The following is a 15,217-nucleotide window of genomic DNA, read 5'->3' on the forward strand; positions in this document are numbered from 1 at the left end:
ATCCTGAACGCGTGCGCGGCGATGGCGACGGCTGGGTGGTGTCGGATACCGGCACGCCTTACTGGGGGCGGCATGGCGCCGCCGGGTTGTTGCTGCGGGCGCCTCGGCCCGACGGCACGCCTGCGGTGCTGCTGCAGCACCGTGCCCCCTGGAGTCACCAGGGCGGCACCTGGGCGCTTCCGGGCGGCGCGCGCGACAGCCACGAAACTCCCGAGCAGGCCGCGGTGCGGGAGGCCCACGAGGAGGCCGGGCTGCTCGCCGAGCACGTGCAGGTCCGCGCGACGGTCGTGACCGCGGAGGTGGCCGGCGCCGGGGGAGTGCATTGGAGCTACACCACCGTCGTCGCCGACGCCCCCGAACTGCTGAGCACCATTGCGAACCGGGAGAGTTCCGAGTTGCGCTGGGTGGCCGAGGACGAAGTGGTCGAGCTGCCGCTGCACCCCGGGTTCGCCGCCAGCTGGGAACGCCTGCGCATCACCACCATGCTGACATCGCACGATCACGAGGACTGTGTGCTGCCGGTGCCGCACACCGTGGAGATCCAGACCGGCGTCTTCGCCTGGTGCACCTCGACAGCAGCCGAGGTCAGCTAGTTGTACTGACCTGAGAGGTTAGGTACGCGGCTGGCGGGTGGTTGACCGCCGAGTGCGGTGTGGCCGCGGTGGTGATTGTAGGTGTGCAGCCAGATCGGGAACTGGGTGCAGCGTTCGGCGTCGCTGGTGTAGAGCCGGGCGTAGGCCCATTCATCGGCCAGGGTTCGGTGGAAGCGTTCTACCTTGCCGTTTGTCTGCGGCCGATAAGGGCGCGTGCGACGGTGTTCAACGTCGCCTAAGGCCTCACGGAAGGCGTGAGAGCGGTAGCAGGACCCGTTGTCGGTCAACACGTTCCGCACGGGGATGCCGCATTCGGCGAACCAGGCGTTGGCGCGTAGCCAAAAGCCTGCCGCGGTCTCTTTGCGTTCATTGGGCAACAGTTCTGAGTAGGCCAGCCGGGAGTGTGCGTCAATCGCCGTGTGGAGGAAGTGGTGACCGTGCAAGGGATGGCGGTACTTACTGCGAAGTCCAGAGCCTTTGTCGGCCTGGGAGTTGCGCTGGCCGATCGTGCGGCCCAGCATCCGCCAGCCGCCACCAGCGGGGATCTTGCCCAGTTTCTTGACATCGACATGCACTAGATCCCCGCACTGGGAGGTTTCGATGCGGCGGATCACACGTCCGGTGGGTCGGTCCAGCCACCGAAGCTTGGCCACTCCGTAGCGGGTGAGTACCCGGTGCACCGTGGAGGGGTGAATGCCCAACAAATACCCGATGCGAGCTGGTCCCCACCGGCGCAGGACCCGGACTTTGATGATCCGCCGCTCGATGCGGGTCGGTGTCTGATTCGGACTTCGGTGCGGCCGTGAGCTGCGGTCGGCCATGCCGGCCTCACCCTGTTCGCGGTATCGAGTCGCCCACCGAGAGGTGGTGGTGACCGAGACCTGGAAGCGTTCAGCGGCTCGACGCAGCGGCCAGCCGTCCTCAACGACGCAACGAGCCAGCCTCAGACGACCGGTTTCGGACAAAGGGGCATTACGGTGGGACACGAAGACCTCCGGTTGGTGAAAGCGTTCCTAGACAGCTCGCACTTCACTCGGAGGTCTTCGTCATGTCACCACGCCACGCCGTCACCAACGTCCGTGGTCAGTACAGCTAGTCGGCAACGCCGCAGTGAGCCGCTGGGCGGCGGCCTTCGGATCGTCGGCCGCGGTGATCGCCCGCACCACCACGATCCGGGTCGCACCGGCCTCGAGCACCTCGGGCAGGCGAGTTTCGTCGATCCCGCCGATCGCGAACCACGGCTTGGCCGACTGCATGGTCGAGACTTCCCGAACCAGATCGAGGCCCGGCGCGGGCCGGCCCGGTTTCGTCGGCGTGGGCCAGCACGGGCCGACGCAGAAGTAGTCGACGTCCTCGGTGAGCGCCCGGGCGGCCTCGCCGCTCTGGTGGGTGGAGCGCCCGATCAGGGTCTGCGGGGCGATGACCTCGCGGGCGATCGGCAGCGGCAGATCGTCCTGCCCGAGATGCAGAATGTCGGCTCCCGCCGCGCGGGCGATGTCGGCGCGGTCGTTGACGGCAAGCAGAGCGCCGTGGCGTCGAGCCGCCTCGGCCAGGATTTCCAGCGCGGCGAGCTCGTCACGGGCCTCGAGTGGGCCGAACTGCTGCTCACCGGGGGAGCCCTTGTCGCGAAGCTGAATGATGTCGACGCCGCCGGCCAGCGCCGCGTCGGCGAACTCGGCCAGGTCACCGCGCTCACGGCGTGCGTCGGTGCACAGATAGAGCCGTGCGCTTGCGAGCCTGGTGTGGGGTTCGTGCACACCGCGACGGTAGCGACTAGCGTGAATGGTTGGCACGGGAGCCCCGGGAGCGGGGCTGAGAGTGGAGCGCACCCCGCCCAGACCGTCACCACCTGATCCGGGTCATGCCGGCGAAGGAAGCGAAAGGGATATGTCGAAGGATTCTCTGGCCGTCATCGGGGGCGGTGTCATCGGACTCGCGGTGGCACGGCGCGCCCTGCTCGACGGGTTGTCGGTACGGGTGCACCGGACCTCCTCAAACGGGGCGTCGTGGGTGGCCGGCGGCATGCTGACCCCGCACAGCGAAGGCTGGCCGAGCGAGGAGCGGCTGCTGCAGCTGGGCTTGGAGTCGCTGCGCCTGTGGCATGCCGGCTTCCTCGACGATTTGCCCGCCGACGTCGTCACCGCACGCGAGTCGCTGGTGGTCGGTGTCGACCGGGCTGACGCGGCCGACCTGCGGACCGTCGCGGACTGGTTGTCGGCACAGGGCCACCCGGTCACCGTGACGAACACCGCCCGCGACACCGAACCGCTTCTGGCCCAAGGCATTCGGCACGGCTTCCTCGCCGCCGACGAGCTGGCGGTGGACAATCGCAAACTGGTGGCGGCCCTGGAGGCACACTGTGAGCAACTCGGGGTTCGGTGGGCGGCGCCGGTCGAACGCCTCGACGACGCCCGCGATGGTGTCGACACCGTGGTCATCGCCAACGGCATCGATGCACCCGCGCTGTGGCCGGGTCTTCAGGTCCGGCCGGTGAAGGGCGAGGTGCTACGGCTGCGCTGGCGACGTGGCTGTATGCCGGTGCCGCAGCGCGTGATTCGGGCGCGGGTGCACGGCCGTGCGGTGTACCTGGTGCCCCGGGTCGACGGGGTGGTGGTCGGGGCGACCCAGTACGAACACGGCCGCGACACCGCGCCGTCGGTGGCCGGGGTGCGCGAGCTGCTCGACGACGCCTGCGAGGTGATTCCGGCCCTGGGCGAGTACGAGCTGGCCGAGTGCGCGGCGGGGTTGCGGCCGATGACCCCGGACAACATGCCGATCGTCGGGCGGCTCGACGACCGCACCCTGGTGGCCACCGGGCACGGCCGGTCCGGATTCCTGCTGGCGCCGTGGACCGCCGAGCGTATCGCCGCAGAGTTGATTGGAGCACCCGCGTGAAGCTGATGGTCAACGACGAGGAACTGGAAGTCGATGACGGCACCACGGTGTCAGGCTTACTGGACAGTCTCGGCTTTCCCGACCGCGGCATCGCCGTCGCCGTGAACTGGTCGGTTCTGCCTCGCTCACAATGGAATTCGGTGGTGCCCGAGGGTGCCCGTGTCGAGGTGGTAACGGCGGTGCAAGGTGGTTGAGCAGCTCACGATCGCGGGTCGTACGTTCGGCTCGCGACTGATCCTGGGCACTGGCGGTGCGCCGAGCCTGACGGTGCTGGAAGAGGCGCTGGTGGCCTCGGGCACCGAGTTGACCACCGTCGCGATGCGCCGGGTGGACGCCGAGGGCGGCACCGGCGTGCTGGATCTACTTGCCCGCCTGCAAATCACCCCGCTACCCAACACCGCGGGCTGTCGCGGCGCGGCCGAGGCGGTGCTGACCGCGCAGCTGGCTCGTGAGGCGCTGGGCACCAACTGGATCAAACTCGAGGTCATCGCCGACGAGCGGACCCTGCTACCGGATGCGATCGAATTGGTCCGCGCTGCAGAGCAATTGGTGGACGACGGCTTCGTGGTGCTGCCCTACACCAATGACGACCCGGTGCTGGCCCGCCGGCTCGAGGACACCGGGTGCGCGGCGGTGATGCCGCTGGGCTCGCCGATCGGCACCGGGCTGGGAATCTCCAATCCGCACAACATCGAGATGATCGTCGCGGCCGCCGGGGTTCCGGTGATACTCGACGCCGGAATCGGCACCGCCAGCGACGCCGCGCTCGCGATGGAATTGGGTTGCGATGCGGTACTTTTGGCCAGCGCCGTCACCCGGGCTGCGGATCCGCCGGCGATGGCGGCAGCGATGTCGGCAGCGGTGACCGCCGGTCTGCTGGCCCGGCACGCCGGGCGGATTCCGAAGCGGTTCTGGGCACAGGCATCGAGCCCGGCCATCAGCTGGCAGGATGCGTGAGCCGCTACGTCGCTCTCGGTAGCTCGATGGCGGCCGGCCCCGGGATCAAGCCCAGGGCGGCCGGTTCGCCGTTGCCGGCCGGCCGGTCGGCGCGCAACTACCCGCACCTGGTTGCCGAACGTCTGAGCCTCGACCTCGTCGACGTCACCTACTCCGGGGCCACCACCGCGAACGTGCTGCGCGACCGCCAACGCGGTGCGCCGCCCCAGATCGAGGCCCTCGATGGTTCCGAGGAGTTGGTCACCGTCACGATCGGCGGCAACGACGTCGGGTATGTCCCGTTGCTGTTCGCGGCGACGCTGCCGTCGGTGCTGCGTAAGCTTCCGGTGCTCGGTGACACGTTGCGTGAGCTGCTGGATCCCGCCGCTCGTGAAGCCGCGCTGAACCAGGTGGGTGCCTCGCTGCGGGAAGTCGGCGAGGTGTTGCGTAGTCGGTCGCCGCGCGCGCGAATCATGTTCGTGGACTACCTGACTCTGCTGCCGCCATCGGGAACGCCGGCGCCGCCGCTGGCTACCGACGTCGCCGACCTTGGCCGCCACGTCGCGCGGCGGCTGGCGGACGAAACCGCTGCCGCGGCTGGGGCCACCGGGTGTGAGGTGGTCCACGCCGCCGACGCGAGCCGCGATCATCACGCCTGGTCTGATGACCCGTGGACGATCGGCGCCGGCTCGTTGTTGCCGTGGCGTCCGAAACCGTGGCATCCCAATGCCGCAGGCATGCAGGCGGTGGCCGAACTGGTCGTCGCGGGCTTTCGTCAGCCGTAGGTGTTGGCGGGCGGGTCGATTCGCACGACGCGGATCGACTCAAGCGTCGGGATCGCCGCTGTGCCGGAATAGGTTTGGCCGGAGGGGACAGTGCCCTCCACCCTCAGCCAGGTGTTTTCCGGCATCGAGGCCGCCGTCTGTGCGGCGGGCCCGGACAGGTGCAGTCGGGCCAGTTGCGCGTCGGCCGCACAGCAGATGATGACGATCTTCGCCAGATCGGTCTGTTCCCCGTTGCGCATGGTGAAGCCGGTGGTGGTGATCGGCTGACCGTCCAGCCCCCCGGCCTTGCCGACAGCCACCCGCATCAACACTTCCGGCAGCGACAACATCGGCGCCGGTCCAGGCGGCAGTGGCGGGAACGATCGTGCGACGGACACCGTCGCGGGCGCGGCGGCGCGGGCGCTCAATGCCGGTGGCACCACGAAGATCAGCATGATCACCGGCAGCACCAGCAGCCAGACGATGCCGTTGCGGTGATGGTGAAAAGTATGCTGGTGAGCTTCACCCCGCCGGATGTCGCGCGCGATCGCGGTCAGTGCGAGCCCGATGAGCACGGCGGCCGAGATCGCGAGCCACGGCAGCATCCCGGGCTTGACGTAGCGGGTGTATGCCCCGGTGACCGTGACCATCACCAGGGCGATGCCGACGATCAGCAGCAGGGTGTTCTCGGTTTCGCGTCTCACAGCAGCGCCAGTCCCACCGCCGTCGCCAGCACCGTCGCGACCACCAGTGTGGCCGGCGCGAAGCGCAGCGCGAAACCGCGTCCGAACAAACCTGCTTGCATCGCAACGAGTTTCACATCGACTGCCGGGCCGACCACCAAGAACACCAGCCGCGGTACCAGCGGCACCATGGTGAGGCTGGCCGCCACGAAAGCGTCGGCCTCCGAACAGAGCGCCAGCACGAACGCCAGCAATGCCATCGTCACGACACCGATCAACAGATGGCCGGCCAGATGCTCGAACACCCACGGCGGCACCAGAACCCGCAGTGTGGCGGCAGCCGCCGCGCCGATCACGAGGTACGAGGCGGCCTGCAGGAAGTCGTGCCGGGCGGCCTCGGTGAAGGCGACCCAGCGGGACGGGGCGTCGTCGTGGGAGCGGGGCAGCATGCGGGTGACCCAGCCGGGTCGACCCCAGCGCGACCACACGATGCCCATGACCACCGGGGTGGCCAGTGACGCGATGCAGCGGGCGGCCACCATCTGTGGCTGACCCGGGAACGCCACAGCGGTCGCGACCAGCACGACCGGATTGATCGCCGGCGCGCTGAGCATGAACGTCAGAGCCGCGGCTCCTGCCGCCCCGTCGCCGAACAGTCGCCGGGCCACCGGCACAGACCCGCACTCACAACCCGGCAGCGCCGCGCCGGCCACCCCGGCCGTCAGCACGGCTACCGGCGCCCGCCTGGGCAACCATCGGGCCAGTCGCTCCGCGGACACGAAAGCGGCGATCAGCCCGCTGATCACCACGCCGAGCACCAGAAAGGGCACGGCCTGCAGAAAAACCCCGGCGAACACCGTTCCCGCGATAGCCAGCTGCGGGTTGCCTGCGACCCCGTCGCGCATCCAGGTGCCGACCAGCGCGCACACCACCAATGCGGCCACCAGCACCTCGGTCGAGGTCATGAGGCGGCGGCGTGGGGAGGTGACGGTCATCGAGGACATGGTGCCACTCGAACCTGCGCACCGACCGATACGTAACCTGGGCGCGATGAAGCACAGACACCTGGCCGTCGCGGGCCGCGTCGCGCTCGCCGTCGCCGTCGTCGCCGTGGCGGGGTGCAACCGGCCGGCCGACCCCGGAAAGCCGGCGGCCCCGCGCCAGGCCGCCGCGCAGTTCGCCGACCAGCTGCGTCAGCGGGTCACCACCGACGCCATGGTCGCGCACCTGCAGAAGCTTCAGGACATCGCCAACGCCAACAACGGCACCAGGGCGGTGGGCACCCCCGGCTTCGACGCCAGCGTCGACTACGTGGCGGGCGTGCTGCGATCGAAGGGGTTCGATGTGCAGACCCCCGAGTTCCAGGCCAAAGTCTTCAAGGCCGGCCCGGCCGAATTGCGGGTCGGCGGCGACACCGTCACCGCGCATACCGCAGAGTTCAGTCTGTCCACTCCGCCGCAGGGCGTGACGGGACCACTGGTCGCCGCGCCCGCCGATGACACGCCCGGCTGCGCACCGGCCGATTACGACGGTCTCCCCGTCCAGGGCGCGGTGGTGCTGGTGGATCGGGGTAGCTGCCCCTTCGCCGACAAGCAGGCCATCGCCGCCAAGCTGGGCGCGATCGCGATGATCGTCGCCGACAACGTCGACGAACAAGCGATGGGAGCCACCCTCGGCGAGACCACCGACGTCAAGATCCCGGTGGTCGGCGTGACCAAGGCCGACGGGGCGCGGCTGCGGGCCAATCCCGGGCCGACGATGCTCAAACTTGAAGCCAGCACACAAGTGGTCAACGCCCGCAACGTCATTGCGCAGACCAAGACCGGGTCGACCAGTGACGTGATCATGACCGGCGCTCACCTGGACAGCGTCCCTGAAGGTCCCGGAATCAACGACAACGGTTCCGGCGTGGCCGCGGTCCTGGAGACCGCAGTGCAACTCGGGTCCAATCCTGATGTGAAGAACGCCGTGCGGTTTGCCTTTTGGGGGGCCGAAGAGCTCGGGACCATCGGGTCGAACAAATACATTGAGTCGCTGAACGGCGACCAGCTCAAAGACATTGCGCTGTACCTGAATTACGACATGATCGGCTCACCCAACCCGGGCTACTTCACCTACGACGGTGACCAGTCGACGGCACCGGGGCGGGGCGACCGGGTACCGCGGGTGCCGGAGGGTTCGGCAGGCATCGAGCGGACGTTGGTCGCGTATCTGAAGGCGGCCGGAAAGACCCCGCAGGACACGTCTTTCGACGGACGGTCGGATTACGATGCGTTTACGAAGGCGGGCATTCCGTCCGGCGGCCTGTTCTCCGGTGCCGAGGAGAACAAGACCGCCGATCAGCAGAAGCTGTGGGGCGGTACCGCCGACGCCCCATTCGATCCGAACTATCACAAGGCCACCGACACCATCGAGCACGTCGACAAGGCCGCGCTCGGCATCCTCGGCGGGGGAGTGGTGTTCTCGGTCGGGATCTACGCCCAGGACATCGAGGGCCGCAACGGTATTCCGGTTCGCGATGACCGCACCCGGCATGCCGGTGCGGTCAACTGACGCGTGAGCACACTCGCCAGAGTTCCTCGGCGGCTTCGAGGTTCGCTGCCTTGAGGCGCTGCCCGATGACCGGCTGGGCGAGCCAGTCCAGTACCGGCTGTTTGACGGCCGGCTCGAGCGGCTCGCGCACCGTGAATGCCCACTCCACGAGTTCACCGAGGTGCTGGGTGGCGGGGATCATCTCGATCCTCTGCCAGCGGTCCAGGTAAACCGGCAGCGGCTGGTCGCACCAATAGGTGAAGTCGATGAGGGTGGGACTGTCGGAGAAATAGCCCAGCGCGGCGGGATAACCGCCCAGCAGGCCGCGCCAGAGGTCGTCGACCAGGTTCGTGACGACAGCCCGCTCCGATGCGCTCCAGGACGAGACGTGCTCGCGCAGCCTGCGTAAATCAAAGGCGAACACCGGGGACTGCTCCTCGAGCAGCGCTTCGATGAGCCGGGGAAAGAAGTGTCGAAAGTCGTCGTCGTCCAACGACATCACATGAAGCGCCTCCAACTGCAGCAGCGACAACGACCGCAGCGGAGTCGACCTGATGTCGGCGGCCGACCACTGCGGGCCGCACTGTTCGCACACCTCCACCGCGCGAGGCAGCGGGTACTTCGCGAAGCCGGCGTACAGATCCTCGACGGCCGGGATCACGACGAACGCCTACCGCGCAGCACCCCCAACGCCCGCATCCCGTGGTAGATGACGAGCGCGGCGATCGAGCCGAGCGCGATGCCGGTGAACGTGAGATTGCCGATGGTCCAAGTGAAGTCGGCGATTCCGATGATCAGTGCGATCGCGGCTGTCATCTGGTTGATCGGCAGACTGAAGTCGACATGATTGGTCAGCCAGATCCGCACGCCGAGCACGCCGACCAAACCGTAGAGCACGATCGTCGCACCGCCGAGCACGCCTGGTGGGATGGCCGAGATCGTCGCTCCGACCTTGGGGCACAACGCCAGAAGGACCGCGGTCGCGCCCGCCACCCAGTAGGCCGCGGTGGAGTAGACGCGCGTCGCGGCCATCACCCCGATGTTCTCGGCATAGGTCGTCGTGGCCGACCCGCCGCCGCACCCGGCCAGCACCGTCGCCAGACCGTCGGCGGCCAACGCGCGGCCGGTCAGCGGATCGGTGTCGACTCCGGTCATCTGACCAACCGATTTCACATGCCCGATGTTCTCGGCGATCAGTGCGATCACTGCCGGTAAAAACATCGGTAGCACAGACAGATTCAGCGTCGGCGTCTGGAACTTCGGCAGTCCGATCCAGCCGGCCGCTGCAATTCCCGCGGTGTCCACCTCGCCGAGGGCCAGGGCAAGCAGGTACCCGGCGACCACGGCCAGGAAGATCGCCAGCCGCCCGACGATGCCGCGAAAGAACGCCAGCACGGCGACCAGCAGTACCAGCGTGACGATGCCGACCAACGGTCCCTTTTCGAAGTTCGTCTTGGCGGCCGGTGCCAGGTTGAATCCGATCAGCGCCACGATGGCACCGGTGACGACCGGCGGCAACGCGAGGTCGATCCATCGGGTTCCGGCCAGGTGCACGGCCAGACCGATGACGATCAGCAACACCCCGACAGCGATCAGTCCACCCAGCGCGCTGCCGGCCCCGTGCGAGGCCACGGCGGCGGTTACCGGAGCGATCACCGAGAAGCTGGAGCCGAGATAGCTGGGCAGCCGGTTGCCGGTGATCACCAGAAACAGCAGCGTGCCGATGCCGGAGAACAGCAGGGTGGTGGCGGGCGGGAAGCCGGTGAGCACCGGGACCAAGAACGTCGCGCCGAACATGGCCACCACGTGCTGGGCCCCGATTCCCAGCGTGCGGGGCCAGCTCAGCCGCTCGTGCGGTGCGACGACGAAATTCTCATCGGCGCGGCTTTCCACTGGCGTCCAGGTCAAGGGGATCACGGTCTGAAACTCAACCGCATTGAGGGCTTGGCCGCACGCCGTATCCACGAAGTGGTCGGTCATGGGGGCCGGATTGAACCGGTGGGCCCGGTGCACCGTGTAGAGGCATGTTGATGTTCATATGACGCAGGCTTCTGCTGCTTGCCATCGACGGTAGGCGGTCGAGGGTCCGAAACCCTCTTCGACGAGGGAGAGGCTGCGAGTAAATGGTTGCGTCACAACAGAAACTGAGTGCTGCGGTGTTGACGGTGGGGATGATGGCCGGCGCCGGCGTTATCCTACAGACCGTTGCGCCACAATCTCCGGTGCGCCCGGCCGCCATCGGCGGCGAACGCATTTCGGATCGGGCATTGATCGCCCTCGTCACGCCTTATCCGCTGACCGTGGCTCCAACACCGGCGGTGACACCGGTCCGCGGCCCGGGCTTCCACCGCGCCGACGCCGGCGTTCCGGCCGCGATCTCGGTCACTCCTTCGCTAAGCAATCTGATTCTGTTCTCGCGCAATACTTTCGATACGCGTGTCACGCGTCCGCGAGTCGCGGCGGCGCCGTCGGTGCACCCAGCGGCGTCTCACACCGGTTCGGCAGACAGGGCGGTCGTGACGACGCCGATCGCGGCGATGGCTCCCAGCGATGTGGTCGGCGACTTCGTCCGGTTCTTCGTCGGGAACGGCGGGCCGGGGCAGAACGCCGGCTTGCTGGTGGGCAACGGCGGTGACGGCCTGCCCGGGCAGAACGGTGGCCGTGGCGGCCTGTTGTTGGGGAACGGCGGCAACGGAGGTACCGGCGTGGGCGGCCAGGCCGGCGGCAACGGGGGCAATGCGGGACTGTTCGGCAACGGTGGTGCGGGCGGATCGGTGAGCGCAACCAACGGCGTCGCCATCGGCGGAGCCGGCGGTAATGGCGGGCACGGCGGGCTCATCGCCGGCAACGGCGGGAGCGGCGGCCGTGGTGCAACCGGTCTCAGCGATGACCAGGACGTGGTCGGCGGCCGCGGCGGGCGCGGCGGCGATGGCGGGCTGGTGAGCGGAAATGGCGGAGCCGGTGGCGACGGCGGCGGTGGACTCAGCGAAACCGGCAATGCGACCGGCGGGGCAGGCGGGCGAGGCGGAAACGGCGGGATCGCGTCAGGTAACGCCGGCGACGGCGGTGTCGGCGGCAATGTCGAAACCAGCGTCGGGAATGTCGTCGGCGGAGCAGGCGGCGGGGGTGGCCACAGCGTTATCTCCGGCATCGGCGGGCACGGCGGCAACGGGGGACGCGCGGTCTCCAGCGGTGGCGATGCCACCGGCGGCGCGGGCGGAGACGCCGGCGGAGGTGGTGTGTTGACCAACGGTCCGGGCGCCGGTGCGGCAGGCGGCACCGGTGGACGCGCCACCAGCGCCGGAGGAGTGAATGCCCCGGGAACCGCCACCGGCGGCGCCGGCGGCAGAGGCGCGGCTGGTGCCCCCGGACAAGTGGGCGGCCAAGGCGGTTCCGGTGGACATGCCGCGTCGACGGCCGGCGTCGGCCATGGCGGCAGCGGCGGCAACGGTGGCGCCGGCGGCATCGGCGCCCCGGGTGGTGCTGGCGGTCCCGGCGGCACCGGCACCGGCACCCCCGGTAGCGGCGACGGAACCGCGGGCAGGCACGGGTAGCTAGACGCGATGTCGCCGGACGGCGTACACAGCGGCGCCGAGCGTGAGTACCGCCGCGCCGGACAGCACCGACGCAAGCGGCAGCGCGACTGCCAGGACCACACACCCGACCAGTCCGAGCGCGGGAATGACCCGGCCGCCGAGAGTCCATGCCGAGGCGTTGGCGACGGCGTAGTACACCAGCACCGCGAACGATGAGAAGCCGATCACCCCACGGACATCGGCCACCGCGGCGATTATCGCGACCACCACACCGACGGCTACCTCGGCCCGGTGCGGGACACCGAAACGCGGATGCACGCAGGCCAGGGCACCTGGCAGGTGGTGATCGCGCGCCATGGCCAGCGTGGTCCGTGATACCCCGAGGATCAGCGACAGCAGCGAGCCCAACGCCGCCACCGCTGCACCGACTCGCACCACCGGCTCGAAGCCGCCGGCCCCGGCGGCGCGCACGGCGTCGGCCAATGGTGCTGCGGCCGTTGCCAATCGGGCGGGACCGAGCTCCCCGAGCACGGTGACCGCGACAACCGCATAGACGACAAGGGCAAGACCGAGCGCGATCGGGATAGCCCGCGGAATGGTTCGGGCCGGATCGCGGACCTCCTCGCCGAGGGTCGCGATCCGCGCATAGCCGGCGAAGGCGAAGAACAGCAGACCGGCCGCCTGCAGCACGCCGGGGAGGGTGCCCTGGCCGAGCCGCAGATGCGCGACCTCGGTATGCCCCGAGGTCACCACGATCACCACGACCGCGGCCAGCACGGCCAGCACGACGGCGACGATGACGCGTGTCAGCAATGCCGACTTCTGGATGCCGCGGTAGTTCGCCGCCGTCAACGCCACCACCGCAGCAACCGCGACGGCGTGGGCGTAGGCGGGCCAGACGTAGAAGCCGACAGTCAATGCCATCGCCGCACACGAGGCGGTCTTGCCGACCACGAAGCTCCAACCGGCCAGGTAGCCCCAGAAGTCGCCGAGCCGTTCCCGGCCGTAGACATACGTCCCGCCGGATTGCGGGTACATCGCCGCCAGCCGCGCAGACGAGGTGGCGTTGCAGTAGGCGACGACCGCGGCGACCGCCAGACCGACCAAGAGCCAGGATCCGGCGGCGGCGGCGGCGGGGGCCAGCGCGACGAAAATCCCGGCGCCGACCATGGAACCCAACCCGATGATCACCGCGTCGGTGGTGCCCAGGCGTCGCTGCAGCGTGCTCACCGGCGGGATGTTAAGCCCTGGAGATGAATGCGGACCGGCGTGGGAGCGGTTTCCCGCGCCCAAGCCGGTCCGGCACGGTCCCCCGACCCATTTCGCGTGGCATCCTCAAAAACCAACGACGTACGCGTCGCCGTGCCAGATCAATGTAAGCCAAAAATCTGACGAGGCCGTAAATGTTGTCAGAATTGTGATCTTGAAAAGATCAGCGATTGCGGGCGATATTTGCACCCAGGTACGCGCCGTAAGCCAGCAGCCCGACCAGCGCGAGCTTGCGGGTTTTTGGCGCGATCAGGGCCAACCCGATCGCGGTCTCGATGCCGCCGTCGATGTACGTGTGCTGCACGGTGTTGTCCGGAAACGCCGACTTGGTGGCGGACTCGAACAACTCCGGGCGCACGAAATGCGACAACCCGGTGGCGGCCACAACCACCCCGGTCGCTTTGATCAACGGCTCTGCAGACATCGACGTCCTCTCGGGTCTAACTGACGCGGTAGTCGGACACCGGATACGTCGATGCCTCGCGTAGAGCCTGGTGCGTAGTCATCGGGCGCAACAGCGTCGCCTCACCACTGGGATTGAAATAGTACGACCGCGAGGACGCGCAGTCGCCGAGGGTGAACAAAGAGGTGCCGAGCAACTCGGTCATCTCATCGAGGTACCGGGTGTTGGCTTCCTCGGTGACCTCGAACGTGGTCGCCCCGCGGCGCCTCAGCTCACCGAAGAGCCGGTCCATGTGCCGCATCTGGTATTCCATCGAGTTGAAGAAATTCAGCCCGAGGAACGCATACGGACTGGCCAGACTCAGGAAGTTCGGGAAGTAGGGAACCGACACGCCTTGGTAGGCCTGGAACCGCGTCTCGCGCCACCACTTGCCCAGGTTCCGGCCGTCGCGGCCAATCACCTCAATGGCCGGGAAGTTGGCCTCCCAGAGGTCGAAACCTGTTGCCAGCACCAGGGTGTCGATGACGGCCTTGGTGCCGTCCTTCGCAACGATCCCGTCAGCCTCGATGTGGTCGATCCCGCTGGCCTGCAGGTGCACATTGGGTCTGGTGAAGGCTCGATAGAACTTGTTGGAGAACGTCGGCCGTTTACAGCCGAAGTCGTAGTCCGGGGTGAGCTTGCGCCGCAGTTCCTTGTCGCGGATGACGGTGAAGCGCCACACCTTGGACAGTCCGGCCGCCGCGCGATTTCCCAGCGGGAAACGGCTGTAGTGCAGGATGCCCCAGTCGACCAGCACCTCATAGATGAAGTCGGTGACAGCGCGGATAGCGCGCTGGGCCAGCGGGACACGAGCGAACAGCCGCTTTGCCCGCGCGCCGAACCTGATGTCGATCTTGGGGACCACATAGATCGCGGTGCGCTGATAGACGGTGAGATCGGCTGCGTCCTTGGCCAATTCGGGGATCAACTGGACCGCGGTGGCGCCAGTGCCGATGATCCCGATCTTGCGGTTGGTCGGGTCGTAGCTGTCGTCCCAATCGGCGGTGTGGACGACCTTGCCCTCGAAGCTTTCGATGCCCGGGATCTCGGGTGTGTGCGGCTGCGACAGGAAGCCCGTCGCGGTGATCAGATACCGCGCCGCGCACGTGTCACCGTCGGCGAGCGTGACGTGCCACAGCTTGTCTTCCTCGTCCCACCGGGCGCTCTCGACGGTCGTGTTGAACCGGATGTGACGGCGCACGTCGTACTTGTCGGCGACATCGTCGGCGTACTGCTTGATCTCGGCCCCGGTGGAAAAGAGCCGGTTCCAGTTCGGGTTGGGCTCGAAGAAGTACGAGTACGTCGTGGTGGGGACGTCGACGGTCAACCCGGGGTAATGGTTGACGTACCAGGTGCCGCCGAGATCGTCTTCGCGGTCCAACACGGCGAAGTTCTCGATTCCGAGGCGTTTGAGCTGGATTGCCGCACCGATTCCTGCGAAACCGGCGCCGACGATGATCGCGTCGAGCTGGGTACCCATGCAAACAGGATACCGTAACTTACTCTCGAGTAATATACGCCGTTGGACCCGAGTCGTGGGGACCAATGTCGCCACCGTCGTGTGCAC

The 15,217-nt window shown here is 68.0% G+C and carries 15 protein-coding genes, 1 pseudogene and 1 riboswitch; of the genes and pseudogenes, 7 read left to right on the forward strand and 9 right to left on the reverse strand.

Features of this window, described 5'->3' with window-relative positions:
- Positions 1-11 precede the first annotated feature (11 nt).
- The gene (locus AB431_RS03180; protein WP_047328720.1) at positions 12-593 is read left to right on the forward strand and encodes an NUDIX hydrolase; all 582 of its coding nucleotides are present in this window, start codon (positions 12-14) and stop codon (positions 591-593) included.
- Here AB431_RS03180 and AB431_RS03185 read toward each other — a convergent pair.
- Both AB431_RS03185 and thiE read right to left on the reverse strand, forming a co-directional pair.
- A complete protein-coding gene (locus tag AB431_RS03185; protein ID WP_047328721.1) occupies positions 590-1,579 on the reverse strand; it encodes an IS481 family transposase in 990 nt (329 codons plus the stop codon). The two genes, AB431_RS03180 and AB431_RS03185, sit on opposite strands and share 4 nt — an antisense overlap.
- Positions 1,580-1,660: 81 nt before the next feature.
- The gene (gene thiE / locus AB431_RS03190; RefSeq protein ID WP_047328722.1) at positions 1,661-2,350 is read right to left on the reverse strand and encodes a thiamine phosphate synthase; all 690 of its coding nucleotides are present in this window, start codon (positions 2,348-2,350) and stop codon (positions 1,661-1,663) included.
- Between the two features lie 24 nt (positions 2,351-2,374).
- A riboswitch (TPP riboswitch) is annotated at positions 2,375-2,486 on the forward strand.
- Between thiE and thiO the strand changes: the two genes are divergently transcribed.
- The 4 genes from thiO to AB431_RS03210 all read left to right on the forward strand — a co-directional run bounded on the left by thiO (position 2,481) and on the right by AB431_RS03210 (position 5,209).
- Positions 2,481-3,488, forward strand: a complete 1,008-nt coding sequence (gene thiO, locus AB431_RS03195; protein WP_047328723.1) for a glycine oxidase ThiO — start codon at positions 2,481-2,483, stop codon at positions 3,486-3,488. It overlaps the preceding riboswitch by 6 nt.
- A complete protein-coding gene (gene thiS, locus AB431_RS03200) occupies positions 3,485-3,682 on the forward strand; it encodes a sulfur carrier protein ThiS (RefSeq protein WP_047328724.1) in 198 nt (65 codons plus the stop codon). The genes thiO and thiS overlap by 4 nt, the downstream gene beginning before the upstream one ends.
- Positions 3,675-4,445 carry a thiazole synthase gene (locus AB431_RS03205; protein ID WP_047328725.1) on the forward strand — a complete coding sequence of 257 codons (771 nt, stop codon included), beginning with the start codon at positions 3,675-3,677 and terminating at the stop codon, positions 4,443-4,445. The genes thiS and AB431_RS03205 overlap by 8 nt, the downstream gene beginning before the upstream one ends.
- A complete protein-coding gene (locus tag AB431_RS03210; RefSeq protein WP_047328726.1) occupies positions 4,442-5,209 on the forward strand; it encodes an SGNH/GDSL hydrolase family protein in 768 nt (255 codons plus the stop codon). The genes AB431_RS03205 and AB431_RS03210 overlap by 4 nt, the downstream gene beginning before the upstream one ends.
- Here AB431_RS03210 and AB431_RS03215 read toward each other — a convergent pair.
- Together AB431_RS03215 and AB431_RS03220 are read right to left on the reverse strand one after the other, a co-directional pair.
- A complete protein-coding gene (locus tag AB431_RS03215; RefSeq protein ID WP_047328727.1) occupies positions 5,200-5,892 on the reverse strand; it encodes a TIGR03943 family protein in 693 nt (230 codons plus the stop codon). The genes AB431_RS03210 and AB431_RS03215 overlap by 10 nt on opposite strands.
- A complete protein-coding gene (locus tag AB431_RS03220; RefSeq protein ID WP_047328728.1) occupies positions 5,889-6,866 on the reverse strand; it encodes a permease in 978 nt (325 codons plus the stop codon). The genes AB431_RS03215 and AB431_RS03220 overlap by 4 nt, the downstream gene beginning before the upstream one ends.
- A 55-nt stretch (positions 6,867-6,921) precedes the next feature.
- On the opposite strand from AB431_RS03220, the gene AB431_RS03225 reads away from it, so the two are divergent.
- Positions 6,922-8,424 (forward strand): M28 family metallopeptidase, encoded by a 1,503-nt coding sequence (locus AB431_RS03225; protein WP_047333030.1) that lies wholly within the window; start codon positions 6,922-6,924, stop codon positions 8,422-8,424.
- Here AB431_RS03225 and AB431_RS03230 read toward each other — a convergent pair.
- The gene (locus AB431_RS03230; RefSeq protein WP_047328729.1) at positions 8,417-9,064 is read right to left on the reverse strand and encodes a hypothetical protein; all 648 of its coding nucleotides are present in this window, start codon (positions 9,062-9,064) and stop codon (positions 8,417-8,419) included. The two genes, AB431_RS03225 and AB431_RS03230, sit on opposite strands and share 8 nt — an antisense overlap.
- Positions 9,061-10,320 (reverse strand): uracil-xanthine permease family protein, encoded by a 1,260-nt coding sequence (locus AB431_RS03235; RefSeq protein WP_047333031.1) that lies wholly within the window; start codon positions 10,318-10,320, stop codon positions 9,061-9,063. Before AB431_RS03235 ends, AB431_RS03230 begins: the two co-directional genes overlap by 4 nt.
- A 698-nt stretch (positions 10,321-11,018) precedes the next feature.
- On the opposite strand from AB431_RS03235, the pseudogene AB431_RS31520 reads away from it, so the two are divergent.
- Positions 11,019-11,711: pseudogene (locus AB431_RS31520) on the forward strand (hypothetical protein); the annotation flags it as partial.
- 246 nt (positions 11,712-11,957) lie between these two features.
- Here the strand turns inward: AB431_RS31520 and AB431_RS03245 are convergent.
- The 3 genes from AB431_RS03245 to AB431_RS03255 all read right to left on the reverse strand — a co-directional run bounded on the left by AB431_RS03245 (position 11,958) and on the right by AB431_RS03255 (position 15,130).
- Positions 11,958-13,109 (reverse strand): APC family permease, encoded by a 1,152-nt coding sequence (locus AB431_RS03245; RefSeq protein WP_235435899.1) that lies wholly within the window; start codon positions 13,107-13,109, stop codon positions 11,958-11,960.
- 262 nt (positions 13,110-13,371) lie between these two features.
- Positions 13,372-13,632, reverse strand: coding sequence for a membrane protein (locus AB431_RS03250; protein ID WP_047328730.1), 261 nt, complete (start codon positions 13,630-13,632; stop codon positions 13,372-13,374).
- A gap of 16 nt (positions 13,633-13,648) precedes the next feature.
- A complete protein-coding gene (locus AB431_RS03255) occupies positions 13,649-15,130 on the reverse strand; it encodes an NAD(P)/FAD-dependent oxidoreductase (RefSeq protein WP_047328731.1) in 1,482 nt (493 codons plus the stop codon).
- Positions 15,131-15,217: the final 87 nt, after the last annotated feature.

The organism is Mycobacterium sp. EPa45, from assembly GCF_001021385.1.
Lineage (GTDB): Bacteria > Actinomycetota > Actinomycetes > Mycobacteriales > Mycobacteriaceae > Mycobacterium.

What these genes read in the sequence shown, in the direction of transcription:
- AB431_RS03245 (WP_235435899.1), bottom strand. Translation starts at nt 13,109, where the DNA reads ATGGTCGGCGCCGGGATTTTCGTCGCGCTGGCCCCCGCCGCCGCCGCC.
- AB431_RS03225 (WP_047333030.1), top strand. Translation starts at nt 6,922, where the DNA reads ATGAAGCACAGACACCTGGCCGTCGCGGGCCGCGTCGCGCTCGCCGTC.
- AB431_RS03220 (WP_047328728.1), bottom strand. Translation starts at nt 6,866, where the DNA reads ATGACCGTCACCTCCCCACGCCGCCGCCTCATGACCTCGACCGAGGTG.
- AB431_RS03255 (WP_047328731.1), bottom strand. Translation starts at nt 15,130, where the DNA reads ATGGGTACCCAGCTCGACGCGATCATCGTCGGCGCCGGTTTCGCAGGA.
- AB431_RS03250 (WP_047328730.1), bottom strand. Translation starts at nt 13,632, where the DNA reads ATGTCTGCAGAGCCGTTGATCAAAGCGACCGGGGTGGTTGTGGCCGCC.
- thiO (WP_047328723.1), top strand. Translation starts at nt 2,481, where the DNA reads ATGTCGAAGGATTCTCTGGCCGTCATCGGGGGCGGTGTCATCGGACTC.